This window comes from Marivirga lumbricoides (assembly GCF_014636295.1).
GTDB lineage: Bacteria > Bacteroidota > Bacteroidia > Cytophagales > Cyclobacteriaceae > Marivirga > Marivirga lumbricoides.
Genome location: NZ_BMEC01000007.1, coordinates 181,067 through 205,089, shown reverse-complemented (window position 1 = coordinate 205,089; position 24,023 = coordinate 181,067). Strand labels below are relative to the sequence as shown.

Sequence of the window (24,023 nt, the reverse complement as noted above, 5' to 3'; positions counted from 1 at the left end):
ACAGCATTTAATTTTCAACTTCATCAGAAATAATATGTTTATATTTATTATACAGGAAGGATATAATCAGAAGTAAAATACCTAAGACGACAAACACAACTGTTTTGGCAATAGTGTTCAGATGAGAAATATCATAAAAGAATAGCTTTATTAAGGTTAAACCAAACATCACTATAGCTCCCATTCTAAGATGCTTTTTCTTCTTCCAAATACCGTAAGAAATTGTCAGTAAGGAATAAACTCCCCATAATATACTCAAAGCAATTTTATACGAATGAGAGTTATTATAAAGGTCCATCCAATGGATTAATTCGCTACTAAAAATCCATATTAAAGAAATAAATAAGGCCAAATCGAAAATCCTCTTAAGTATCCCCTGCTTAAATTCCTGACTGAGATATTTGTAAACTGTAAAAAATGCTATAGCAATAAATGCATACGAAACATATCTGATGGCAAGATTAAATGAGCCAATTTTATAATATTCAATGAAAGCTCGATTGAGATAACTTTCGCGAAGTTCACTCAGAATATATAGCCCCTGTACTAAAAATACTACTATTGCTAAGGCCGTCAGAAACATATTTATTAGCCCTAATTGCCTTTTCTTTAGTTTGCTATAGTTGACGAATGAAAGGACAGAAACAAAAAACAATGAATAATTAATAATCCAGATGGCTTTAAACTTCAGCAAATCATAATTATTAAAACGATTAAGATAATCTCCGTCTTGTGCAGGGATTGACAGTAGAGAGTCAATGAACAGTTGATCCCAGTAAAAGGCTATCTCCAATCGAAACATATAATATATTGAGAAAAACAAAATGGTAGCAATAGAAAAAGAAATGATTCTTGAAATCTCTTTTCTCTCACTTAAAGCTGAAGTATACTCATTACGTGAATTGAGAAAATAAATAAAACTGAAAGCCCCAACAAAAAATATGGCCGTGAGGAAATTAACATTAAATATTGGAGTCACATTCTTGGTTACAGCTGAAGTTTCATAGTGAAATAAATCATGTACTGTGCTCCAATCATGTATTATGCTAAAAAATGCCAACGCCATCAAAGGATAAGCCAGATTTTCATAGATCGGCACACTTTTAGTACGGCCAATCCAGAATAATAAAGCAGCTTCTCCTGCCCACATAATTGTCACCCAACTACCATCCAGTTGAACCGGAATCGCTAATGTGATAAAAACCAGCACCAATCCCACTACCAAATAAAACAGATTCCTGTCTGCTAACTTTTTCCTAAAAAGAATAATGCTTACCAGAAAATGGATTATCCCATTTGCTAAGGTAAAGAGGCCCAAAAGTTGCTCTCCTATTTCATGTTTGTCCAGTATAGCATAACCTAAGCCATAAAAAACAAATGAGTTTGCTATTAATAATAAAATATCAACTTTTTGGAACTGTTGCTTTTGAAGGACTTTATAAGCCAGGAATGACATGTAAAATATCGTGAAAAATATAAAAAGGAAAATCAGGGACAAACTAAAATAATCTCCACGCTTACCTATTGAAGCAAACCAGGAAAAGTATATAAGCCAGGTAAAGCAAAAGGAAGAATAATATAGTTCTTTCCAATATTTTTTAAATGAAATAACCAGAATACCTATATTGATAACAGCCATATAGGTAAAAAGTACCGCAACATCTCCTGACCCCTCACTTAACAGAAAAGGAATAGCATATGCACCCACAAGTCCAATATGAGCAATAATTTGTTTATTGTAATTAATAGCGGCCAGAACAGCAAAGGCTGTAAAAATTACCATCACTAAAAATGCCAACTTCTGAGGAAATAAATGGTAAAAATTATAGCCGGAATACGTTATAAAATATAGAATAGCTATAGCACCGCTTACCAAAACAGCACTATAATTTTCGTAGTTTTTCTTTAATCTCATGCCAAAGCCTATTAAGCCTATTCCGATTAAATAACCAAAAATAATCCTTGTGAGAGGGCTAACTAAATCGTTTTCTATAGAGTATTTAGCACCAATAGCTACTCCAATCACCGTAATGGCAATTCCAATTTTATTGATTAGGTTTTCCCCTATAAACTTCTCAAAATCTGACTTTATTTGATAGCTTTTTTGGGATTCTGGTTTTAAAAAAGGCTCAGACTTAGCTGGCTGGAGAGACTTCCGAAATTCTGAGAAGGTTTCTTTTTTCTTATCCGCAATAAGCGGAGCATTGTCAGTTTCTGCCACTGTCTTACCAAATTCAGGCGATTCATATAAACTGGAAGCTTTCAGGCTATTGATTTCAGTCCGTAAATCGTTAATTTCTCTTGAGAAATCATCCTGTCTTTGCAACAGTATTTCCAGTTTCCGGACCAGATTATCTATTTGGTTTTGACTGTCTGCCATATTTCAATTAAGCCATGCTCGTGGCATTATTCTATTCATACAAAGCTCAAATCTATCATGTTATCATCTATTAAGCCTTATAATAAGTAATTATTTTTATTAGTGACTCGAATGGCTAGTGAAGAAAAACACCTTTAAAATATAAGCAAAAGCTACCCCACGGTCAATTCCAATAAAAATATGCTACAAAACAATTGGATTATGACTTCTGGAGTAGTCTTTGAGTTTGTACATTTAGACACTTCAGGTATTTAGCCTTTTAATACTCTAATGTCATCCTGTGTGAAGCTGCGGAAGGCAAATTTATATCCTTCATAGCCTGCTATTCCATAAAAAATAACATCCATCACACTAAAGGTTTCTTTCATAAGCGGTATTAAATAATTGTAATCAAACATTGTAAGTGTTTCAAAATAACCCAGAGATTCGTAATCAGCGATGAAGCCAATTGAACTTAAAAAGTTACCAGTTACACAACTTAAAACTGCAATTACCGCCCCAGTTATTCCAAAAATCTGATCAATTCCTTTACCGGCAAAACGCATAGAAAAACCTACTCCAGCACCTATCGCAATAGCCACGTACCCTATCTGATAGCCTGTTGCTACAGTAAGCATTGCCCAAAGTACTGAGCCCACTAACCCAGCAACTACTCCTGCCAATATAGCCAACGGAAGGTTTTGTTCTAATCGTAATTTTTCTAAAACCTGGGAAGACAAGGTGCTGGCAAAATCCTGAGCTATTAAAGGCTCATCATTGTAATGAGAAGTGTCAACTTTTACTGTGGTATCTTCATTGAAATTTTCGCATCGGTCAGTAAAATCTGCTTTCTGACCAGTCAGGCTGCATAGTAACCCTTGTTGCATATCCATTTTTCTATTTGTACAACGCTTGCAAAATTCCAGTTGTTCTCCTCTTGTCATAATTTGTTAGTTACAATAATAATCTGTAGCTAATATAACTGTAATCCTACATTATTTTATTTTACCAATATCTATTTGTATTAATTTTCGATAAACACCCGAAATAAACCAATAAAAACATTTCAAAAGGTTCGGAGTTTTGGTCATCATCAAAAATTCATTTCAACATCCAACTGTCTTCCTTGCTCTTTGGCTTTTTTATCCATAGCTGTACCTACTGCCATTCCTATTACCATTCCTAATGGCAATCCTATTCCCATTAAACCAATATTATCTACAGCGAAGCCAAAAACAACTCCTAAAGGAAGCCCGAAAGCAGACATGCCCAAAACAAGCCATAAATTTCTGTAATGATTTCGTGTAACTAATTTCAACTCTTTCTCAACCAGCGAAAGAATTTTGCTTTTAGATTTACGCATCTGCTTTAAAAAATCCTTCTCTGCTACTAAAGAAACATTAATCTTTTCTACCTCTTTATTTATAACAGCCAATATAGAGATAGGAATTTCTCTTTTCTGCAATTCAAAAATTAGCTTTTTAAATGCTTCGTGTTTTTTCAAAAGCTTTTGATTACTTACAGTTGCTGGCACATCCTTGAGTTGATTAATTTGCATAACAGTGATTATCTATTTTAAACTTATTTTACTTGTGTAGTCATCTACCAAAATATAAAGAAATGCATTAAAAGCTGAAACGATGATCAGTCACCAAAATCCATATATTTGGGTTAACCAGCTTGAGGCACCAGTGAAATGCGCAATAACCACAAAGAGCAGAAATATTTTTGAGAGTTTCCCTGGAAGATAGTAACCTAGTAACGGAATCACAATCAACCAGGCACCACGCACAATAAAAATGCCTGAAACATGCATTTGTTTTGCAGCGCCTCCTATCGGATTCGCTTCATTAGCTTTGCTGAGATCGCCTGCCCAGTACTGCTACTTTTGATAGAAAATTGTGAGAAAAATATCCAAAAAACTAGCCCACATAGCCGGAATTAAAAGGAGGAGCTTACCTGATTTTTGCATGACTTAGTGAATTAAATGAATTGATTTTTAATTTACCACTTGGACATTTAAAATACTAAAGGTGCTAAATAAAGGCCTGCTAAAAAAAGGATCAGAATTGCGATCAAATTCAATACAAATCCCGCTCTCACCATTTGCTTTATGCTGATGTAGCCGCTGGAAAATACAATGGCATTGGGAGGAGTACTGATAGGCATCATAAACGCACAGCTGGTAGCCATGGCTACCGGAATAGCCAGTAAAAGAGGCTCCACAGAGAGTCCTTCTGCTATACTTATCACCATAGGAATGGCAATAGTAGTTAAGGCTACATTGCTCATGAGTTCTGTTAAAAATAATGCTAAACCGGTTAAAATAAGGAGTAGAACCCATACTGGCATTTGATCATACTGACTAATGGCAACACCTATTTGATCCACAAAACCGGCCTCTTCCATTGCTTTTGCCAAAGCCATGCCTCCTCCAAATAAAATTAATATCCCCCATGGAAGCTCTTTCATACTCTCCCAGCTCATGAGCATTTTGCCTTTTCTGTTCAATGGAACAATAAAAGTTGCTAATCCGCCCGACATAGCCGTAACGGTATCATTCAGCAAATCAAATCCAATCAGCGAATTGATCTGACTTTTAGCAATCCAGCAAATAGCTGTTAAGCTAAAAATAAAAGCTACACAATTTTGCTCTTTCGTCCACCCCCCTAAAACTTTTAGTTCAGCTTCAATAAAATCCTCCGCCTGATCAAGTTTTCCAATTCCATGCCTGAAAAGCACTCTGGTAAGCATTAAGTAAACTAACACCAACATGATACTTACTACAGGTAATCCTATAATTAACCATCCTGCAAAAGAAATTTCTCTATCCAGAATATTCTTTACCAGCCCTACCAGTACTACGTTGGGAGGCGTACCGATTATAGTAGCCATACCTCCCACATTGGCAGCATAAGCTATACTTAGAAAAAGAGCAGTTTTAAATTTAGCAAAACCTGAAAAGGTCTGCTCATTTCTGTCAAGAAGACGTACTACAGATAAGGCAATTGGTAACATCATTACAGCAGTAGCTGTGTTGCTAATCCACATACTGAGTACTGCCGTGGCCAGCATAAAGCCCATAATTATTCCATTGGCCTTTGTTCCTGTAAGCTTTATGAGGTTGAGAGCAATTCTCCTGTGCAACTGATGTTTTTCCAGTGCCAGTGCCAACATAAAACCTCCCATGAAGAGAAATATAATAGGGCTTGCATAGGGCGCAGTAGCTTCAGACAACTTAAAAACGTCCATTGTAGGCAATAATACCATAGGTAATAGTGCTGTGGCAAAAATCGGAATCGCCTCGAAAATCCACCAAACCACCATCCAAAGAGCCACCGAAAAGACATCCCACCCTGTTTCAGCAAACCAGAATTGAGGATTAGATAGTTGTATAAGTGTAAATAGCAAAGGTCCTGCTACAAGCGCTAATATTTTATAGGAAAAAGTGGAGCTGGCATTATTCTTCATTGATATACTTTTTTGCACAATCTAAATAAACCTATTTTATTGTAAATCTTTTGATTTTTAAAAAAAAAGAAGGCGCTAAGAAGTAAACTAAGCATTTTCTTTAATAAGCTCTTACTGATATGCCTGTAATTATTAATTGTATAAATGTTGGAATAGTATTTTCTTTACTTTCTAGTTAAGAAGATCCATGTACCTACTTTTTCCCGGCAGGCACCACCTGCTCACGCAATTTCAGTATGATTATCTACTAAGCCTAATTGAAAAATATGGTGAAGATACTATCGAAGGAATTATATTTGCTGTAACCTCGGCTAACCACAGCGGCACCAAAAGAAATCCTGTGCCTTTTTATTTAAGGGCCATGATGATCCAGGATTTTTGTGAGAATATCCCTGTCAAAACATATGTTTTCGGGATTGATGATGTTGGTAATTTAGAAGATTTCGCTTCCTATACACTAAAGCAGATTAATCATCAGAGCGAACATAAGCTCGTGTTAAACAGTAGTAACACCCTTTTGATTTGCTCAACTCCAGTAATGGAAATGTATCAAAAAATAGAATTTGAAGTATTAACAGCTGAGCTCGAAGATAAAAATTACCAGTCTTACAAAACCGCTCTCCCTTGGGAAATGGTAGAAAAAATTGCTGAAAATCCGGATTGGCAGCAATCATCTAATATAAAATCACTGATCCATGCTTCCACCTATAAAATCTGGACCACTTACAGCCTGGACGAAAAAGTGAGGAATATCCTTAATGATCCTATTATTGGAGAAGATGGCGACATCACCGAATCGAGAGATTATAATTCTTATGTGCGACAGATGGATGAAATTGCTGAAATTAAATACAAGGAAACTGCGGAATTCATCAGACCTGGAATTATTGGAGATATTGGCTGTGCTGTAGGCTCATGGATTAAGCAGGCTTCTGAAGATCCACACTTACGCGAATCGGATTTTTATGGAATAGAGGTAACCCGGCAACTCTACGACATTTGCCAGCAAAGAAAAAACAATAGGGAATTTGGTAATCCGTACGTGTTTTTTGCTCAGAAAAATGCTGTCACCTCTCATGTTTTTGAAAAAGAAAGTATGAATACCATCCATACTTCATCACTTACGCATGAAATAGAATCATATGGAAACAGACAGGATTTGCTCAAATTCATCTCTAATAGATATGAAGAGTTAGGCAGCGGAGGCATCTGGATTAACCGGGATGTAATTGGCCCTGAAAATGGTGAGCAAATTGTTCTGATGCAGCTTACGAAGGAGGATGGCAGAAACGAAGACTACGAAGAAAACTATAATGATAATAAGGAATTGGCTAATTATCTGGATGGGCTAAGCACTTTTACTCTATTTAAAAGGTTCTGCAGTGATTTTAGAAGGTCTGAAAATGACATGATATACTACGAAGAGGTGTTGATAGAGGGTAAAACTTACTTTCGTTTAGCATTAAAGGATGCTGCAGAGTTCATGCTCACCAAAGATTACAAGGATAATTGGAATAGTGAGATGCATGAGCGCTTTTGCTTCTGGAGCTTTTCTGAGTGGAAGAAAACACTCGAAGCTAATGGCTTTCATATAAAAGAAGCATCTCACGCCTATACCAATCCATGGATTGCCAGCAACAGATTTGAAGATAAAGTGCAGTTATTCAATTTACAAATGGAACCTCTTGCGCATCCTCCAACAAATGTTTTGCTTTTAGCTACCAAAATTTAGTATATTTTCTCCTAGCTTTGAATAAATTAAAAATGGAGGAAATACAAAATATAAAAGTTGCTGTTGATGCTGTGGTATTTGGCTACAAAGCAAAAGAGGGTATTTCTATATTACTCATCAAAAGAAAAATTGAACCTTTCCAGAGTTCATGGGCACTTCCGGGTGGGTTAGTGAAAAATAATGAAACGTTGGGTGATGCCATTGAAAGAGAACTAAAAGAAGAAACCGGTGTTGCTATCAACTACCTGGAACAACTTTATACCTTTAGTAAGATTGAGCGAGATCCAAGAAACCGGGTGATTTCTGTGGCCTACTACGGATTGATTAAGCCTGATGCCTTTCAACTGGAAGCTGATACAGATGCCATAGATGCCCGATGGTTTAATATAAAAAAGCTTCCAGACTTAGCATTTGATCACCCTCACATTATTGATGTTGCCATTAAAAGGCTTAGAGGCAAAATAACTTATGAGCCGGTGGGCTTTGAGCTGCTCGATAAAAAATTCCCTTTTTCGGATTTGGAAAAACTATATTCAGCCGTACTGGACCGACCCATTGATAGAAGAAACTTTAAGAAGAAAATCCTGAAGTATGGTTTCATTGAAGAAACCAAAGAAAGACAGCAGCTTGAAGGAGCGGGAAGACCGGGCTTTCTCTATCAATTCAACGAAGCCAAGTATTTTGACCTGAAGCAGAAAGGGATCACTTTTGAGGTTTAAGGATTAAATACCTAATTCCATTTATAACTAAATGACTCCCGATTGCATCGCGGGTTGCAGGGAAGAGCTTTTGTTCCATTGGGATACCTCTGGCACAAAGCTCATTTACAATTAAAGTTCAATATCAAAAAGGCTAAACCCTACTTGGTTTTTACCTATTCTGAAATTGAATTCCTTGTTTAGCAAGTAAAACCACGATAAAATCGTAGTTCTCCTAACTCCTCGTTGAAAACGAGGAGAAGATTTACATAAGAACAAAATAATTGTGTAAAAAATACGCAAATAAATTTGCAGCTTTAAAATCTCTTTTTACATTTGTGTATAATTAACGCAATTAATCATGCAAACAGGAGTAATAATAGCCCGATTTCAGACACCATATTTACATGAAGGCCATATGGAACTCATTCAAAAGGTGAAAGAACAGCACGACAAACTCATCATTGTATTGGGTGTTAGCCCGGTCAGAAGTAGTCGCAAAAATCCTTACGACTTCTACACAAGGGAGACAATGATCAAAAATGAATTTAAAGAAATAGTAGTTTTACCGCTCAGCGATCATCCCAGTGATGCGGAATGGTCTAAAAATCTAGACAATATGCTTGAAAGTGCATTTCCTTCAGAGTCGTTTACTTTATATGGAAGCAGAGACAGCTTTATACCGTACTACTCCGGTAAAAAACAAGTAGTAGAATTACCTGAACATGGTGATTATAGTGCTACTGAATTAAGGAAAAAACATGCAGATAAAGTATCTAATTCCAGGGATTTTAGAGCGGGAATTTTGTACGCCTTGCACAATCAATACAGCAAAGTATACCCAACGGTAGATGTAGCTGTTTTTAAAAATAAAAAAACGGAAATTCTACTTGGTAGAAAGGCTATCTCCTCTAACTGGAGATTAGTAGGAGGATTTTCTGACCCGGAAGACAGCAGTTTTGAAGAGGCTGCCTTAAGGGAAATGAAAGAAGAATGTGGCGATTTGCTGGTCGAAAACCTTCAATATGAAACTTCATCAAAAGTAAATGATTGGCGCTACAGAAATGAAGTCGATCAAATAATCACCTTACTTTTTAGCTGCGACTATAAAGAGGGAGTTGTGCAGGCTCAGGATGACATCCAGGAACTGCAATGGTTCAAAATAACTGAATTACCCAAAATGAAAAAAGAAGAAAAGCTTTCTCCTGAACATCAAATGCTGTTTGATTTTCTTGAAAGTAAATACAATATAACTATTAAATAATAAAGCTATGAGCACTAATAATCTGATTTTACTCGCGGATGCCTATAAGTATTCTCATCACAAACTCTATTACCCGGGCACGCAGAAAGTGTATAGTTACCTGGAAAGTAGAGGTGGAAAATTTGATAACACAGTATTCTATGGCCTACAATATTTCTTGAAAAACTTTCTGGAAGGCCAGGCTTTTACTCAAGCTGATTTAGATGAAGCAGAGCCCATACTGAATGCTGTTTTTGGTAGAAATGATGTATTTAATAAAAGTAAATTTCAATATATACTGGATAAGCACAATGGAAGATTGCCTGTACAGATAAAAGCCGTTCCCGAAGGTAAAGCCATTCCCGTTAAAAATGTTTTGATGACTATTGAGAACACTGACCCGGAATGCTACTGGTTACCGAATTTTCTGGAAACACTTCTTATGCAAATCTGGTACCCAAGCACGGTGGCCACATTAAGCCGGGAGATCAAGAAAGTGATCAGTCAATATTATGAAGAAACTGCCTCAGCGGGTACTGAAGCCGGAATTCCACTGGTGCTAAATGATTTTGGTTTCCGGGGAGCTTCCAGTATTGAAAGTGCCGGACTAGGTGGAAGTGCCCACCTCATTAACTTTGATGGAAGCGACACAATCTACGCCTCCCTATTTGCACAAAAGTATTACAAGACTAAACAAGTGTTCGGAAAGAGTATTCCTGCCACTGAGCACAGCATTGTTACTTTGCTAGGCGAAAAAGGAGAGAAAGAAGTCTTTCAGCATGTACTGGAAGAATTTCCGAGCGGAGTGGTGGCTTGTGTTTCCGATAGCTACGATATATTCAGAGCATGCAAAGAATATTGGGGCACTGAATTTAAAGATAGAATTCTTGAAAGAAGCGGCATGCTTGTAATCCGGCCAGATAGTGGTGATCCTGTACAGACGCTTTTGAAAGTTTTTGAAATACTTTTCCAGCAATTTGGATTTACTCAGAACGAGAAAGGGTATAAAGTTTTACCTCCTCAAGTAAGAGTAATTCAGGGAGATGGTGTAAACTATGAAGCTATTCAGGAAATATACACTGCTTTAAAACAGCAAAAGATTAGTGCTGAAAATCTTGTGTTAGGTATGGGCGGGGCATTACTGCAAAAGCTGGATCGCGATACGCAAAAGTATGCTCTAAAATGCAGCTATGCTGAAATCAACGGAAAACCTGTATTGGTACAAAAAAGACCCAAGGAGTTGAATAGTAAAGGCGAATTAATAGAGAGTTTTAAAACTAGTAAAGCGGGGAAATTAAAATTGGTGCAACTAAACAACAGCTACCAAACTGTAAGTCCTAACGAATATCCTCAAATTTCTGATGAACTAATTACTGTTTTTGAAAATGGTAAAATTCTGAAAGAATATAGCTTTGAGGAGATTAGAGAGAATGCAGCTATTGAAACAGAAATGCTATAATATTTTTGGCTCTCTTACTTAGAAGAACCGGCCTTGTTTCTTTTGGGTCAAGCCAAAAGAAAGGATATAATTATTAAAACCGCAGTTACATAAATAATAATTAATAGAATCTTTTATATAACTTCTTGCCATAGTGTCTTACTTCTAGTTTTCGCTAATGGTGATAGAACCGAAAAAGTAATTATATGATCACTAAAGCAATCAAAAAGGCATTTGAATTAGCTAAAACCAGAGGATGGGATAAAACCTATTGGGCAATTGATATTCACGAGACCATATTAGAACCTAATTGGTCTGACAATGAGCTTCCGACAAAATTTTATCCTTTGGCTAAAGAAGCCTTACAGACTTTAACATGTAGAAGAGATATCTGCTGTATCTTATATACTTGCTCACATCCTTCTGAAATTGAGAAATATTGTGCGTTATTTGCAGCGCACAATATTTATTTCTCCTATGTAAATGAAAATCCGGAAGTGATTAACAAGCGATATGGTAACTATTCAAAAAAGCCTTATTTTAATGTGCTTTTTGAAGATAAAGCCGGATTCGATGCTTTGTCGGATTGGAAAAAAGTAATATCTGCATTAGAGCAATATCCGGAGGTCATTAAAGCACAACAAAAATCGTCATGAAAAAAATATTATTCCATACATCAAAATATAAATACCTGGCTGAAAAAGTTCTGGCAGAAGGAAATTTCAAAAGGGGTAAAGTGGAAGTAAAGACTTTTAATGATGGTGAGCGGTACCAAAGGATTTTGAGCAATGTAGAAAACAGAAATCTGGTACTAATCGGAGGAACTTTAAATGATGTGGAGACTATGGAATTGTACGACCTTGCATCCTCTTTAGTGGCTTATGGAGCCAACTCACTCAGCATAGTAGTCCCTTATTTCGGCTATTCCACTATGGAGCGTGCCGTTCAACCAGGCGAAATTGTTACTGCTAAAACCCGTGCCCGATTGCTCTCTTCTATCCCGAAAAGTCACAAAGGCAACAAAATTTATTTATTTGATTTACATACGGAAGGTATTCCGCATTACTTTGAGAATGACCTGCAACCCTTCCATGTGTACTGCAAGAAACTGATTATTGAAGCCGCCAAATCTGTGGGAGGAAAGGATTTTGTTTTAGCCAGTACAGATGCAGGCCGGGCCAAGTGGGTGGAATCTTTAGCCAATGATATTGGTGTAAATGCTGCTTTTTTATTGAAAAGAAGATTATCAGGAGATAAAACCGAAATCAGTGCAGTGAATGCTGATGTAAAAGGTAAAATCGTAGTGATCTATGATGATATGATCCGCTCGGGAGGCAGTATTATCAACGCAGCCAAAGTTTATAAGGAAGCTGGTGCAAGTAAAATTTATGTAATCACCACGCACGGACTTTTTATCAATAATGGATTGCAAAAGCTACAGGATTGCCAATTAATTGAGCAGGTAATTACTACTGATACACATGCTAATATGAATTGCGCTGAGACAGACTTTCTGAAAATTTTTAGCATCGCTCCATTGATCAACGAGCTGTTTGAGTGAAATGAACTATATAGATTTGTTTTGTAATTACTACTATTTTAGTCCCAGTTGTTTATACTTTTCTTCAAGCACCTTTTTATAGGCGCTTTTCATATCCATTGATAGAAATGATCGATCGATCCAATCGAACGCCTTTGGTTTATTTCTTACCATTCTATTAAAACTGCCTCTAATCTGCTTAGAATTCAATTCCAATACCTCTCCTAATTGTTCAAAATTTTCCCTCTTTAGCTTTTTTTTCTTTCCAACGAGGGTCAATGCAAGTTCTTCCAAATCTTCAGGGAATACGATTGCAACATTTAGCAAATCATAAGCAGGAGCTAGCATCCAGCCAGAAGGCTTTTTGATCATTGAAAAGTTTTTCAGGTGCATATCATTATTTCCTGTGAGAAATGAGAAAATAGCTATATCAAAGTAAAATGTTTTGTCCAGCAAAGTATTACTCGAATAGTTACCTAGTGCTTTTCCAACTTTTTCCATAGAACTTTTGTACTTATCAAATGCTTCTGTAATCTGAAACATATCAAGCATATGAATTTTTTCTCCATTCTCTTTCCTGTCAACTCGTTTAGTTATATAAGCTAGTTCTCCTGACAATAACCGGATCAATGATGAGGGTACTATCGGGATTCCAAAGGATTCTGCTATTCGCATGGTTACATGTTCATTCGCAGGCATTTCAGGAAATTTGTCAGAAGGTGGCTTGAAAATGTAGTGCCCTACTAAAGCCCCTACCACTGTCAATCGTGTGTCTGAATTCTCCCTTGTTTCGTTTACTAAGGACATAGAAAGTTTTGGCTGAACCCCTGGCACAGCGATGCTTCGCTCAACCACATTTTTTGCAAGCTCATCCATTTGATCAAGCGTGTATTCTATTTGAGGGGGTGTAGCGACTCCAAAGAATTCAATACAACATTTCTCATGAAAGTCTGATTTGCCTGCAATGGGTTCATAGCAATATAAACATCTATTTTCCATCTTCTCCCTCTGTTGGTTCCACACTCACTGCCCCAATGCAATTTTTACAACAAGCCAGTAATAGACCCATACGGTCATTTTTATTAATTCTCCAATTTTCTGAAGCTATATCTAATAACCAGCCTTCAGGAATCAATCCTTCAAAAAATGGGAAAAGCCGCTTTTCGGTATAGGGTTTATTTGTAACAGGCATTGTAAATGTAATGAAGTCATTAGGATGATCATTTACGTAATCATTATGATATTGAAATACATACTCACCTTCATCTGTTTCAGTGAGGATGCCGGCTAAATAATCTTTGTAAAAAACTTCCCCCTGTCTCATTTATCTATCTCTTTGCTGTTAACAGGGGCTAATTCATGGCCGAACATCATCAACACTATATTAACCTTATCCATATTCAGATTCTTCTTCCCTTGTTCGATTTTACGAACAACAGTAAGCGCAACACCTGCTCGCTCTGCAAACTCTCCCTGGGTAAGATTCACTTCCTTTCTCCTTTCTTTAACAAATTCAGCTAATGACTTCATTATATGCATTTAGATATAATATGAGACAAATATACATAATTATATGTATTTAGATATAATTTTTACTTAAAACACAAAGCTATATGCTAAAACATATAGCTACAAGAGAAAATAAGGTTTACCATGTTTGTTTCAACAATAAAAATAAACCTAAAGACTGCATTATTTTCTATATACCACAATTAACAGCGGTGCTATGGAATTGGCTATTTTATGTTTTACTAATCAGTTTTAATGTTTTCAAATCGTAGATATGGATTTCATTTTGATCAGTCTTATCATACTTATTATTATTGTTTGTATCATAATGACCGGTCACCACCATTCTTCCGGTCAATTGATTTACTATCCAAGTTCTTACAAAGAATTTACTTTCAGTAAGTTGATGCTTTTTTAGTCCATCTGCTGAAAGAATAATAATTTGGGTTGGGTCGTTCCAGTCAATTCCATTTTTGCCATCCAGATCAACTTCCCTTGCTTCAACTAGAATTACATTTAAACCTAAGCTATCAATTTTTATTTGCTCAAGTTTACTGATTATTGCATCATTTGGAAAGTCAACCTTATTCTTTTCGTCAGTGCTGGTATTTATAAATAACAGGTATCTGCTTTTAGTCTCAAACATCTTTCCTTTATCTTCTAAAGAAGCAATAACATATTCAGTTCCCAAAACTTCGGTGAGTTTATTGAAATGGACGTAATTATATTTATCCTGTCCAAAACAGGTCACAGAAAAAGTGACCAGAAGGATTATTAATGAGAGTTTCATGGCTATCGATAAATTTGTTGCTTGAGTCCCTTTTTAATTTGTCGCTTAACGATCAGCTAAAATACTTTTTTTACTCTTGGCTAATGGAATACTAAAGTAGCGAAGCCAAACCATGACTACAACAGGTATGAAAAATTATTCGAATAGCAGAAAAAAATAGACGCACATTTATAGCTAAAAGAAAATAGAAGGTTTAGCAAATGTGTAAAATATGGTGAACCTTCTTAATTAAAAGCAGAAATCAAATGTGTTTTATTTTTTGTTAAATATTGTTTTCTATTGAGTAATTATATGTTAAATTAACATTCATATTTAACATATTTAACATGAAGCTCGAAAAACCCCCAGTTTTTGATGCCAATGAATTGATTTTTGATGAAAAAGAGATTGTTCAAGAATTCTTTTCCAAAAAATTTGAGGAGTTCTTTAAATTAATTAATTCAAGATATTTATACTGGGATGAATTTAAATATAGAAAAGATCTCCCATTTGATTCTGTGAAATCTTGGGCTTTACTCAAATTAAATAGACGTTCAAACTATAAAAAATTATCATTTGGTCAATTTGATTTTAATTTTAATTTAACAGAATCCATTCAGAAAGATCTTCATGAGTTTGATTTAAAACTTGTAGGAGGCCTATATAAAAGCCCTATTACTAGCTTTGAAAGGTCGGAATATTTAAAGAATTCATTGCTTGAAGAAGCAATTGCTAGTTCTCAAATAGAAGGTGCTGCAACAACCACCAAAGTTGCTAGGGAGATGTTGAAATCGGGCAGAACTCCAAGAAATGAATCTGAACAAATGATATTTAATAACTTAAGGGGAATTAAATTCATAGACGAAGAAGTTAAAAGTACTTTAAATTTTAGTTTAATTATTGAGGTGCACCGAATAATGACAGCAAATACTAGTGCTGAGGATTGTGCAGGTTCTTTTCGCGATGGACAAATTTATGTACAAGATCATATAGATGGAGAAATTGCCCATACACCACCAGAGCATAAATTATTAGAGTCTTTAATGCAAGCGTTGTGTGACTTTGTTAATGAAGATAAAGTTTTTATTCACCCAATTATTAAAGCCTCAATTATTCATTTTATGATAGGGTTTATTCATCCGTTTAAGGATGGTAATGGTCGTACTGCTAGAGCATTGTTTTATTGGTATCTATTGAAAAAGGAATATAGTCTTATTAAAAGTATATCAATATCACGGGCAATCTTAGATTCAAGGATACAGTATGACAAAGCCTTTTTAAAAACTGAAAATGATGATAACGATCTTACTTACTTCATAATGTATTCAATTAAGAGTTTAAGAGTAGCATTCGAGAGCTTAGTTCGTTACAGAGACAAGAAAAAAGGTGAAAGGGAGAAGTCGAATTTGATTGCTTATAAATTAATAGAAAAAGGCTTACATAAACGTCAAGCAGATTTAATTGGCTATTTATATACAAAAGATTCAAATAGAGTAAATATTTCATCACATTCTCAAAAACATGATATTGTTAGGCAAACAGCAAGGAAGGATTTAAATGACCTTCAAAAACTTGGACTAATAGAGGAAGAAAAAGTAGGTCGAAATGTGTTTTTTAAATTGACTTCAGCCGATAAGGTGGACAAGTATTTAGGTTCCTAATAAAATCTAACCTCCGACTAAAATAACCATAGCGTGTTTTATCAAGCTTATAATGCTTTAGCAACGTCAAAAACACTATAAACCCATACAAAAATTCTTGAGGCTTACTTTATTCAAAATAGCTTCTTCTTTCTTTAAACCTTAACTATTCATCAAAGAGAATGAGAATAGCAAAACACCTATACTACTTTTTATTCTCGCTAAAAACAACTTTTAATCCGTACTACACCTCCTCGATAAATCGCTCTAGCTTCTCAATGGTTACATGGTCCATCACCACTACTTTGTACCATTGAGGATTTTTATGATTATCCGGTACCAAGCCGTATTTCTTGCATACTTCAGCTTTTAAATATTGTGCCTCAATGGTGACAATATTGGCATCAGGATGTCTGTAAAATGCAATTGCCTTTTCTTTGAGCTTTTTACAAAGCCACTCCGCTCTGTGGTTCAGTACCATGTTTTTTTCATACCAGCCATTTGGGCCATAAGTCATTAAGATCATCCAGATGGCAATGGCATTCGCTCCAGAGCGAGAGCCTATCAGCGTATAATCTTCTCCTTCCACATAACTGGCTTCCTGCGTATTGGCATAGGTCATCCAGTTTTTCCTAATAAGAAAAATACCAGTCCCATAGGGCGCCTGCAGCATTTTGTGCGCATCAAGAGTAATTGAATTTACATCAGGGTTACTGAAATTCAAACTATTTTCCGGCTTGGAAAAAGGATAGAAAAAACCACCGTAAGCACCATCAACATGTAACTTAAAAGGAAGATCCAATGCCCTCATCACTTCAGTATAACACGCTACATCATCTACAGAGCCGAACATGGTAGTCATCATATTTGCTACTACTATAAAGTACTTTTTACCTTCCTGCTTTGCCGTTTCAACAGTCTGCTTCACAGCCTCGTGGTTTATTTTTCTATTTTTATTTTCTACGGGCACCCTAAAGAAGGAAATCTGAAAAACATTGGAAGCTTTAGCAGAAGAATAATGAGCATCTTCTGAACTGATAAGGGCTATTTCATCTAACGTAGCACCAAATTCCTGCATAAAATAATTTCTGTATATCCAGACAGCCTGCATATTCGCCTCTGTTCCACCCGATGCCACATAGCCGTCAAAATCATCATCTTCTCCACCTTTCAAAATATTGCCTGCACAAATTTCTATCACTTCCTTTTCAATAGCCTGTGTTCCTTTGAAAAAGCTCTCGGAGCTTCCAAGCGTATGGCAGCCAATATGGTTGGGGTTATGAATTAAGGCAGAGAGAAAAGGAGCATCCTCCAGAAAGGGAGCATTTTGATAAAAGACTTTATCGTCCAGATGAGAGGCCGGAATCCCTACTTTATCCTCATTATAATAATTTACATTCTCTTTAAGCGCTGAAAATATACGTTCATTAATCTGTTGATGAGACAGTTTCTTCCACTGTGGCATAATTTCTTAATTTATTTTAAAAGTTAATGTGATAGCAAAATAGCGACTCCTCGTGCGGATGTCTTTGATAGGTACGACCAAAAATAAAAAAAGTCGCCTGATATACCAAGCGACTTCTTGTAGTAAGTAAACACTAATATTTAAGGCAGCTCAGCAATTATTGTGCGTCCACCTTTGGTCTTATCACCTATGTCTACATTTATTTTAGCATCCAATGGTAAAAACACATCCACTCTTGAGCCAAACTTAATGAAACCAAACTCTCCACCTTGTTCTACAACATCGCCTTCTTTCACATACCATTTAATTCTTCTGGCTACCGCTCCAGCAATCTGACGAAACAATACCTGCACTCCGCCTCCGTTTTCAACCACTATAGTAGTACGCTCATTTTCAGTACTTGATTTTGGGTGCCACGCTACCAGGTATTTACCTGCATGGTATTTACAAAATTTTACCACTCCTGAAACAGGACTTCTGTTCACATGCACGTTTACAGGCGACATAAAAATAGAAATCTGCTTTCGCTTCTCGTTAAAATACTCTGTTTCCTCAGTGTCTTCTATTACCACTACTTTGCCGTCAGCAGGTGCCAAAACGTGCTTTTCATTGGTATTAATAACGAATTTAGGACTTCGGAAAAATTGCAGAATGAGCAGGTAAAAAATGATTAGCAACCCTAAAACACTGTTGCTCAGCCAGCTTGGAGTTACGATAACATACTCTAATAGATAAAATATAGCTGCAAAAACAATCAGCGCTATAAATAATATTTTCTTTCCTTCTTTATGTAAAGTCATTGTTCTTTCAATATTTCAGATCAAATATAAAAAAAGCGCAGGGAAACTGCGCTTTTGCATTTACTTTCTTAACAGTAAAAACGAGAAAAAATTCCAGCCGGCTTAATATCCACCACGGAATTTATATGTTTTCGCCACTTTGTCTATAGCTACTATATAGGCTGCTATTCTCATAGGCACATCATACTGCAAAGATGTTTTGTAAACCACATCAAATGCATCTTTCATAATCCTGTCAGAGCGTCTGTTAACCCTTTCAGCAGTCCATTTATAACCTAATCGATTTTGTACCCATTCGAAATAAGATACAGTAACACCACCGGCATTAGCTAAAATATCCGGGGCAACCATTATTCCTTTATCGTTAATTATTTTATCAGCTTTAGAAGAAGTTGGTCCGTTGGCACCTTCCACAATTAACCTGGCTTTTATATTATTGGCATTTTCAGCTGTGATAACATCCTCCTTGGCAGCAGGAATCAACACATCTACTTCCAATGTCAGCAAGTCGTTACCGTCAATTTTCTCTGCACCTAAAAAGCCTTCCAGCGTTCCATTGTTAAGGTTCCTGAATTCAATCGCCTCCTGAATGTTGATTCCTTTTTCATTGTAGTAAGCACCTGAAATATCCGATACTGAAACAATTGTCCCTCCTCTTTCGGCTAACAGAAGCGCAGCAAATGAACCCACATTACCAAATCCTTGTACAGCAAAAGTAGCTTTATAAGGGTTGATTTTTAATTTCTCCATAGCGGCAAGTGCCGAAACCATTACCCCACGGCCTGTCGCTTCAGTTCTTCCCAGGGAACCACCTAATACAATAGGCTTTCCAGTTACAACTGCATTCACCGTCATACCTTTGGAACGGGAATAAGCATCCATCATCCATGCCATTTCACGTGGGCCTGTACCCATATCCGGAGCCGGAATATCGCGGTCAGGACCAAATACATCTACCATTGATTCGGTATAGGAGCGGGTTAGACGTTCTATTTCACCGGCAGACATGGCTCTTGGGTTACATTTAATACCACCTTTTGCACCTCCGTAAGGAATATCCACAACAGCACATTTCCACGTCATCCAGGCGGCCAAAGCTTTTACCTCATCAATGTTTACACCCATATCGTACCTTACTCCCCCTTTCGAAGGACCTAAAATGGTAGAATGAATTACTCGATACCCTTCAAAAACCTGAATGGATCCATCATCCATAGTAATTGGCAAGGAAACTATCACCTGACGAGCCGGAGATTTAAGTACATTGTAAACTTCGTCATCAAGGCCTAAATGTTGTGCAGCGATATGAAATCGCGACATCATCGACTCAAAAGGATTCTCTAAGTCTTTAATTGGAGCCGGTTCTATATAACCCATATTGTTTTTGTTTTTTTTTAAAAACTTTGAGGTAAAATTAAGAATTTGTTACTTCATTTTTGTTTTTTTCATCTGAAAGTTAAAGATTTCAGTCGAAAAGCATTAAAAAAGCAGAAATAAAGGGCGCAGCTAACAAAAGTCCGTCAAATCTATCCAGAAATCCTCCGTGACCCGGAATAATAGATCCTGAATCCTTAATAGAAATACTCCTCTTAAACAAGGATTCCATCAAATCACCGTAGGTTCCTGCAATAACAATAATCCCTGCTATGCATAACCATTGCCAGTCTGCAATTTCATCAAAATTACTAGCCATAATAATGGCAAAAATAAATGCCAGAATGGTGCCTCCTAAAGCTCCCTCCCAGGTCTTTTTGGGAGATATCCTTTCAAATAACTTTGTACGGCCAAACTTTACACCTGCAAAATATGCTCCGGTATCACTGGCCCACAGAATAAACAGCGCCCCTAAAATAATTTGGAAACTATATGTACCATTATAAAATACTGCTATATGTAACAATGAGAATGGAACGGCTACATATATAATCCCCAGAAAGGTAAAGGCTATATTAGTGAAAGGTTTTTTATCATTTTTATTATAAAGTTTTACAAAATACACAGTAGCGGCTATAGGCGCAATGGCAAAATAGATTCGAGGATCCAGGTGTTCTGCCCTTACCAGAAAAGTAATGGTATAAATTGATAGGCCGGTAATAGTACCCCAAAATTTAAGTGGCAACATACCATCCATGCCCACTAATTTGTAAAATTCCAGTTGAGTGAAAGCACAGAGCACAAAAAATATAACAAAGTAGGTCCATTGTCCATAGATAATGGCTGATAAAATAATGGCTACCCCTACTAGTGCCGCTATAATTCTTTGTGTTAGGTTGTTGTATTTATCCAAACGTGATCTCATTCTCAATTATTTTAATTGCTTTTAGTACTTCATCCGAAGTTACCATTACCTCATAATACCCAAATTGGTAGGCTGAATCTTTCTTATCCACAATGATCGGCTGAAGAGACTGATCAGAAAGACAATCCTTCACAATTTCAGCCCTATAAAGCTTATCAGTTTTAAATATACTCTGCCAGCTCGCCATTATATCTATACCTCTTCAGATTTCATACTTTTTATAAACTGATAAAAGAGGCCTCCACATATTAGTAACGCTACTAATGACATTGTGGGCGGAACACTTGAATCTATTTCCTGCGGATTCCAATCTTCAATATACCGTGGCCCAATATACATTACAAAAACGGCTAATCCGTTATTAATAAAATGGGCAATAACAGGATACCAAATATTTCCGGAATAATAATAAATATATCCAAATAAGGCCCCCAACAATATTCTTGGCACCACACCAAAAAACTGCATGTGAAAAGCACCGAAAATAATGGCTGTAACCCAAATGGCCAGATGAGCATTTTTAGAAACCACTAATAATTTATTCTGTAGTAAGCCTCTGAATATGAGCTCTTCCCCTATGGCAGGTAAAATCCCTATTACCAGCATAGCCACCAGCATTTCACTCAGGTTAGCATAGCTGCTTAGTGCTTGTGTTACTTCCAGCAATTGATCCTCCATATTTCTGGCCCACACCTCGAAGCCTTTCATGAATTCAGGAAATTCAACATTCATATTCCATTCTATAACAATGGAATTGAATAACATGAAGCTTATAGTCATCAAAACTACTAAAGCAGCTCCTGAAATTGACAAACTATTAAAATGAAAGTAGCTCTTGATTTTTTGGTGATCGAAGAATTTAATAAAAAGCAACCCAAAAACAGTAAAGCCAAGAAAGTGACTAACACCTTGTACCCAATAGAGAAAACGTTTGCTTTCCGCAGTAAATGGCGGCTTCATAACCTGTTCAATCTCAAGGAAATTAATGCCTGAGAAGGCTAAAGCCAGACCTGTCCCTATCAGTTGACCGACCAGATTGCAGGCTACAAATAATAGCACAAGAAAAAAAATGGAGTTCCAGGGATTTTTCTGGTGAATTTGTGGGTTTTTATGCTCGAAAGAATTCATATATAGCGTAAATTTACATCAAAATTCAGATTTACAAATTGGTAAAGATAGGAAACATAGAATTAGGAGACTTTCCATTGCTTTTAGCACCTATGGAAGATGTGAGCGATCCGCCTTTTAGAGCAGTATGCAAAGAAAATGGCGCTGATTTAATGTTCACTGAATTTATTTCTTCCGAAGGTTTAATTCGTAATGCAGAAAAAAGTGTTCAGAAATTGGACATTTATGATTACGAACGCCCCATTGGCATTCAGATTTTTGGAGACAAAATAGAATCAATGAGAGAGGCTGCTGCTATTGCTGAAGAAGCCAATCCTGAAATAATTGATATTAATTATGGTTGCCCTGTAAAAAAGGTAGCTTGCAAAGGAGCAGGTGCAGGAATTTTACTGGATATACCAAAAATGCAAGCCATGACTGCCGAAATAGTAAAGCAGGTGAATAAACCTGTTACTGTAAAAACAAGATTGGGTTGGGACGATAGCACTATTAAAATACAGGAAGTAGCTAAAAGATTGCAGGATGTAGGTATTCAGGCACTTTCAATACATGGCAGAACGCGCCAGCAAATGTATAAAGGCGAGGCCAATTGGGATTTTATTGCAAAAGTTAAAGAAGACCCTGCCATTCATATTCCTATTTTTGGCAATGGAGACATTGACTCACCTCAAAAAGCCAAAGAGTATAAAGAAAAATATGGAGTAGATGGCATTATGATTGGCCGTGCAGCAATCGGCTATCCATGGATTTTTAATGAAATTAAACACTACCTCAGAACAGGTGAAATTCTGGAAGGTCCTGATTTGAGTGAAAGAGTAAAAGTAGCAAAAGCTCATTTGAAATTCTCGGTTGAGTGGAAAGGTGAGAAAAAAGGAATTTTTGAAATGAGGCGGCATTATACCAATTATTTCAGAGGAATTGTCAATTTTAAGCCTTACAGAAGCCGATTGGTGGAATCTGAAAAATATGAAGAGGTGTTGGCTACACTTGATGAAATAAATGAGGTATTTACTGACCAGGCTATTTTAAGTTTATGAGCGAAAGACCTGCCGCAAACCCATGGTTGGTTTGGACTCTATTGATAACCCTTGCACTCATATGGGGAAGCTCTTTCATCTTAATTAAAAAAGGGTTGCAGGTATTTTCTGCGGGAGAAGTAGGAGCGCTACGAATTTTCTCGGCAGCCATTGTTCTTTTACCTCTTTCTTTACCTAAACTAAAAACACTCAGCGCCAGACAGTGGAAATGGCTTTTCATTTCCGGAATGTTAGGAAGTTTTGCCCCGGCTTTTCTTTTTGCTTACGCACAAACTCAACTACAAAGCGGAGTTACAGGTGTATTAAATGCCTTAACGCCTATTTTTGCATTATTAGTAGGGGTTCTGTTTTTTAGAGGCAAACTTAAAAGACAAGATATTATAGGGATTACATTAGGCTTTGCAGGCACTATATGTTTAATAGTAGCCGGCTCCGGAGGAGAACTTGGCAATTTCAATTTCTATGCAATTTTTGTAATTCTAGCTACATTATGTTACGGCTTTAACCTTAATATTTTGAAGTTTCAGTTTAGTGTGCTTACTCCTAAAATTATTACAAGTATTTCTCTTTTCTTGATCAGCCCCATAGCAGCCTGGTACCTGTTTGTACAGAGCGATTTCATCTTGAAAATGCAAACAGTTCCTGAAGCAAAGATAGGCTTGTTCTATATTTGCATATTGGGAGTTATAGGTACAGCCATTGCACTTATCATGTTTAACAGGCTGGTACAACTTACCTCTCCCGTGTTTACAAGCTTTGTCACCTACCTTATCCCTATTGTGGCTGTAGTTTGGGGCTTACTGGACGGGGAAGTGCTTTATGCAGGCCATTATTTAGGAATAGTTTTCATTATTATTGGAGTAGCTTTTGCCAACAGGCCTAAAAAATAATATTT

At 36.5% G+C, this 24,023-nt stretch carries 23 protein-coding genes; 9 read left to right on the top strand and 14 right to left on the bottom strand.

The window, feature by feature from the left end:
* Positions 1-7 precede the first annotated feature (7 nt).
* From IEV85_RS12300 to IEV85_RS12285, 4 genes are all read right to left on the bottom strand, one after another.
* Positions 8-2,380 carry a DUF2339 domain-containing protein gene (locus tag IEV85_RS12300; RefSeq protein WP_188463726.1) on the bottom strand — a complete coding sequence of 791 codons (2,373 nt, stop codon included), beginning with the start codon at positions 2,378-2,380 and terminating at the stop codon, positions 8-10.
* 251 nt (positions 2,381-2,631) lie between these two features.
* Positions 2,632-3,303, bottom strand: a complete 672-nt coding sequence (locus IEV85_RS12295) for a hypothetical protein (RefSeq protein ID WP_188463724.1) — start codon at positions 3,301-3,303, stop codon at positions 2,632-2,634.
* 149 nt (positions 3,304-3,452) lie between these two features.
* The gene (locus tag IEV85_RS12290; RefSeq protein ID WP_188463722.1) at positions 3,453-3,917 is read right to left on the bottom strand and encodes a hypothetical protein; all 465 of its coding nucleotides are present in this window, start codon (positions 3,915-3,917) and stop codon (positions 3,453-3,455) included.
* Positions 3,918-4,378: 461 nt separating this feature from the next.
* Positions 4,379-5,830 carry an SLC13 family permease gene (locus tag IEV85_RS12285; RefSeq protein WP_188463720.1) on the bottom strand — a complete coding sequence of 484 codons (1,452 nt, stop codon included), beginning with the start codon at positions 5,828-5,830 and terminating at the stop codon, positions 4,379-4,381.
* Between the two features lie 187 nt (positions 5,831-6,017).
* Here IEV85_RS12285 and IEV85_RS12280 point away from each other — a divergent pair, with 187 nt between their 5' ends.
* From IEV85_RS12280 to IEV85_RS12255, 6 genes are all read left to right on the top strand, one after another.
* Positions 6,018-7,562 carry a class I SAM-dependent methyltransferase gene (locus IEV85_RS12280; RefSeq protein ID WP_188463718.1) on the top strand — a complete coding sequence of 515 codons (1,545 nt, stop codon included), beginning with the start codon at positions 6,018-6,020 and terminating at the stop codon, positions 7,560-7,562.
* A gap of 32 nt (positions 7,563-7,594) precedes the next feature.
* Positions 7,595-8,281 carry an NUDIX hydrolase gene (locus tag IEV85_RS12275; protein WP_188463716.1) on the top strand — a complete coding sequence of 229 codons (687 nt, stop codon included), beginning with the start codon at positions 7,595-7,597 and terminating at the stop codon, positions 8,279-8,281.
* A gap of 340 nt (positions 8,282-8,621) precedes the next feature.
* Positions 8,622-9,524 (top strand): NUDIX domain-containing protein, encoded by a 903-nt coding sequence (locus tag IEV85_RS12270; RefSeq protein ID WP_188463714.1) that lies wholly within the window; start codon positions 8,622-8,624, stop codon positions 9,522-9,524.
* Positions 9,525-9,531: 7 nt separating this feature from the next.
* Positions 9,532-10,962: a nicotinate phosphoribosyltransferase gene (locus tag IEV85_RS12265; protein WP_188463711.1), complete on the top strand. Its 1,431-nt coding sequence runs from the start codon at positions 9,532-9,534 to the stop codon at positions 10,960-10,962.
* Between the two features lie 185 nt (positions 10,963-11,147).
* Positions 11,148-11,597 carry a hypothetical protein gene (locus IEV85_RS12260; protein WP_188463709.1) on the top strand — a complete coding sequence of 150 codons (450 nt, stop codon included), beginning with the start codon at positions 11,148-11,150 and terminating at the stop codon, positions 11,595-11,597.
* Positions 11,594-12,502, top strand: a complete 909-nt coding sequence (locus tag IEV85_RS12255; protein ID WP_188463707.1) for a ribose-phosphate diphosphokinase — start codon at positions 11,594-11,596, stop codon at positions 12,500-12,502. The genes IEV85_RS12260 and IEV85_RS12255 overlap by 4 nt, the downstream gene beginning before the upstream one ends.
* Positions 12,503-12,535: 33 nt before the next feature.
* Here the strand turns inward: IEV85_RS12255 and IEV85_RS12250 are convergent, their stop codons facing one another.
* From IEV85_RS12250 to IEV85_RS12235, 4 genes are all read right to left on the bottom strand, one after another.
* The gene (locus IEV85_RS12250) at positions 12,536-13,480 is read right to left on the bottom strand and encodes a HipA domain-containing protein (protein WP_188463705.1); all 945 of its coding nucleotides are present in this window, start codon (positions 13,478-13,480) and stop codon (positions 12,536-12,538) included.
* Positions 13,470-13,805 (bottom strand): HipA N-terminal domain-containing protein, encoded by a 336-nt coding sequence (locus IEV85_RS12245; RefSeq protein WP_188463703.1) that lies wholly within the window; start codon positions 13,803-13,805, stop codon positions 13,470-13,472. The genes IEV85_RS12250 and IEV85_RS12245 overlap by 11 nt, the downstream gene beginning before the upstream one ends.
* Complete coding sequence (locus IEV85_RS12240) at positions 13,802-14,011, bottom strand: helix-turn-helix domain-containing protein (protein WP_188463701.1); 210 nt, start codon at positions 14,009-14,011, stop codon at positions 13,802-13,804. The genes IEV85_RS12245 and IEV85_RS12240 overlap by 4 nt, the downstream gene beginning before the upstream one ends.
* 211 nt (positions 14,012-14,222) lie before the next feature.
* A complete protein-coding gene (locus tag IEV85_RS12235) occupies positions 14,223-14,780 on the bottom strand; it encodes a hypothetical protein (RefSeq protein ID WP_188463699.1) in 558 nt (185 codons plus the stop codon).
* Positions 14,781-15,106: 326 nt separating this feature from the next.
* Here IEV85_RS12235 and IEV85_RS12230 point away from each other — a divergent pair, with 326 nt between their 5' ends.
* The gene (locus IEV85_RS12230) at positions 15,107-16,420 is read left to right on the top strand and encodes a Fic family protein (protein WP_188463697.1); all 1,314 of its coding nucleotides are present in this window, start codon (positions 15,107-15,109) and stop codon (positions 16,418-16,420) included.
* A gap of 223 nt (positions 16,421-16,643) precedes the next feature.
* Here IEV85_RS12230 and IEV85_RS12225 read toward each other — a convergent pair whose 3' ends face one another.
* From IEV85_RS12225 to IEV85_RS12200, 6 genes are all read right to left on the bottom strand, one after another.
* Positions 16,644-17,864, bottom strand: a complete 1,221-nt coding sequence (locus IEV85_RS12225) for a pyridoxal phosphate-dependent decarboxylase family protein (protein ID WP_188463695.1) — start codon at positions 17,862-17,864, stop codon at positions 16,644-16,646.
* A gap of 140 nt (positions 17,865-18,004) precedes the next feature.
* Positions 18,005-18,664: a phosphatidylserine decarboxylase family protein gene (locus IEV85_RS12220; protein WP_188463693.1), complete on the bottom strand. Its 660-nt coding sequence runs from the start codon at positions 18,662-18,664 to the stop codon at positions 18,005-18,007.
* Positions 18,665-18,766: 102 nt separating this feature from the next.
* Positions 18,767-20,041: a Glu/Leu/Phe/Val family dehydrogenase gene (locus IEV85_RS12215; RefSeq protein ID WP_188463691.1), complete on the bottom strand. Its 1,275-nt coding sequence runs from the start codon at positions 20,039-20,041 to the stop codon at positions 18,767-18,769.
* A gap of 88 nt (positions 20,042-20,129) precedes the next feature.
* Positions 20,130-20,963, bottom strand: a complete 834-nt coding sequence (locus IEV85_RS12210) for a phosphatidate cytidylyltransferase (RefSeq protein ID WP_188463689.1) — start codon at positions 20,961-20,963, stop codon at positions 20,130-20,132.
* Positions 20,944-21,150: a putative signal transducing protein gene (locus tag IEV85_RS12205; RefSeq protein WP_188463687.1), complete on the bottom strand. Its 207-nt coding sequence runs from the start codon at positions 21,148-21,150 to the stop codon at positions 20,944-20,946. The genes IEV85_RS12210 and IEV85_RS12205 overlap by 20 nt, the downstream gene beginning before the upstream one ends.
* Positions 21,151-21,155: 5 nt before the next feature.
* Entirely contained in the window at positions 21,156-22,091 is a 936-nt protein-coding gene (locus IEV85_RS12200) for a CPBP family glutamic-type intramembrane protease (RefSeq protein WP_188463685.1), read from the bottom strand.
* 38 nt (positions 22,092-22,129) lie between these two features.
* Here IEV85_RS12200 and dusB point away from each other — a divergent pair, with 38 nt between their 5' ends.
* Together dusB and IEV85_RS12190 are read left to right on the top strand one after the other, a co-directional pair.
* A complete protein-coding gene (dusB, locus tag IEV85_RS12195) occupies positions 22,130-23,128 on the top strand; it encodes a tRNA dihydrouridine synthase DusB (protein WP_188463683.1) in 999 nt (332 codons plus the stop codon).
* Positions 23,125-24,018, top strand: a complete 894-nt coding sequence (locus IEV85_RS12190) for a DMT family transporter (protein ID WP_188463681.1) — start codon at positions 23,125-23,127, stop codon at positions 24,016-24,018. The genes dusB and IEV85_RS12190 overlap by 4 nt, the downstream gene beginning before the upstream one ends.
* The last annotated feature ends 5 nt before the right edge of the window (positions 24,019-24,023 follow it).

Coding starts and splice junctions, on each gene's coding strand:
- IEV85_RS12300 (WP_188463726.1), bottom strand. CDS start 2,380: ATGGCAGACAGTCAAAACCAAATAGATAATCTGGTCCGGAAACTGGAA.
- IEV85_RS12295 (WP_188463724.1), bottom strand. CDS start 3,303: ATGACAAGAGGAGAACAACTGGAATTTTGCAAGCGTTGTACAAATAGA.
- IEV85_RS12290 (WP_188463722.1), bottom strand. CDS start 3,917: ATGCAAATTAATCAACTCAAGGATGTGCCAGCAACTGTAAGTAATCAA.
- IEV85_RS12285 (WP_188463720.1), bottom strand. CDS start 5,830: ATGAAGAATAATGCCAGCTCCACTTTTTCCTATAAAATATTAGCGCTT.
- IEV85_RS12280 (WP_188463718.1), top strand. CDS start 6,018: ATGTACCTACTTTTTCCCGGCAGGCACCACCTGCTCACGCAATTTCAG.
- IEV85_RS12275 (WP_188463716.1), top strand. CDS start 7,595: ATGGAGGAAATACAAAATATAAAAGTTGCTGTTGATGCTGTGGTATTT.
- IEV85_RS12270 (WP_188463714.1), top strand. CDS start 8,622: ATGCAAACAGGAGTAATAATAGCCCGATTTCAGACACCATATTTACAT.
- IEV85_RS12265 (WP_188463711.1), top strand. CDS start 9,532: ATGAGCACTAATAATCTGATTTTACTCGCGGATGCCTATAAGTATTCT.
- IEV85_RS12260 (WP_188463709.1), top strand. CDS start 11,148: ATGATCACTAAAGCAATCAAAAAGGCATTTGAATTAGCTAAAACCAGA.
- IEV85_RS12255 (WP_188463707.1), top strand. CDS start 11,594: ATGAAAAAAATATTATTCCATACATCAAAATATAAATACCTGGCTGAA.
- IEV85_RS12250 (WP_188463705.1), bottom strand. CDS start 13,480: ATGGAAAATAGATGTTTATATTGCTATGAACCCATTGCAGGCAAATCA.
- IEV85_RS12245 (WP_188463703.1), bottom strand. CDS start 13,805: ATGAGACAGGGGGAAGTTTTTTACAAAGATTATTTAGCCGGCATCCTC.
- IEV85_RS12240 (WP_188463701.1), bottom strand. CDS start 14,011: ATGAAGTCATTAGCTGAATTTGTTAAAGAAAGGAGAAAGGAAGTGAAT.
- IEV85_RS12235 (WP_188463699.1), bottom strand. CDS start 14,780: ATGAAACTCTCATTAATAATCCTTCTGGTCACTTTTTCTGTGACCTGT.
- IEV85_RS12230 (WP_188463697.1), top strand. CDS start 15,107: ATGAAGCTCGAAAAACCCCCAGTTTTTGATGCCAATGAATTGATTTTT.
- IEV85_RS12225 (WP_188463695.1), bottom strand. CDS start 17,864: ATGCCACAGTGGAAGAAACTGTCTCATCAACAGATTAATGAACGTATA.
- IEV85_RS12220 (WP_188463693.1), bottom strand. CDS start 18,664: ATGACTTTACATAAAGAAGGAAAGAAAATATTATTTATAGCGCTGATT.
- IEV85_RS12215 (WP_188463691.1), bottom strand. CDS start 20,041: ATGGGTTATATAGAACCGGCTCCAATTAAAGACTTAGAGAATCCTTTT.
- IEV85_RS12210 (WP_188463689.1), bottom strand. CDS start 20,963: ATGAGATCACGTTTGGATAAATACAACAACCTAACACAAAGAATTATA.
- IEV85_RS12205 (WP_188463687.1), bottom strand. CDS start 21,150: ATGGCGAGCTGGCAGAGTATATTTAAAACTGATAAGCTTTATAGGGCT.
- IEV85_RS12200 (WP_188463685.1), bottom strand. CDS start 22,091: ATGAATTCTTTCGAGCATAAAAACCCACAAATTCACCAGAAAAATCCC.
- IEV85_RS12190 (WP_188463681.1), top strand. CDS start 23,125: ATGAGCGAAAGACCTGCCGCAAACCCATGGTTGGTTTGGACTCTATTG.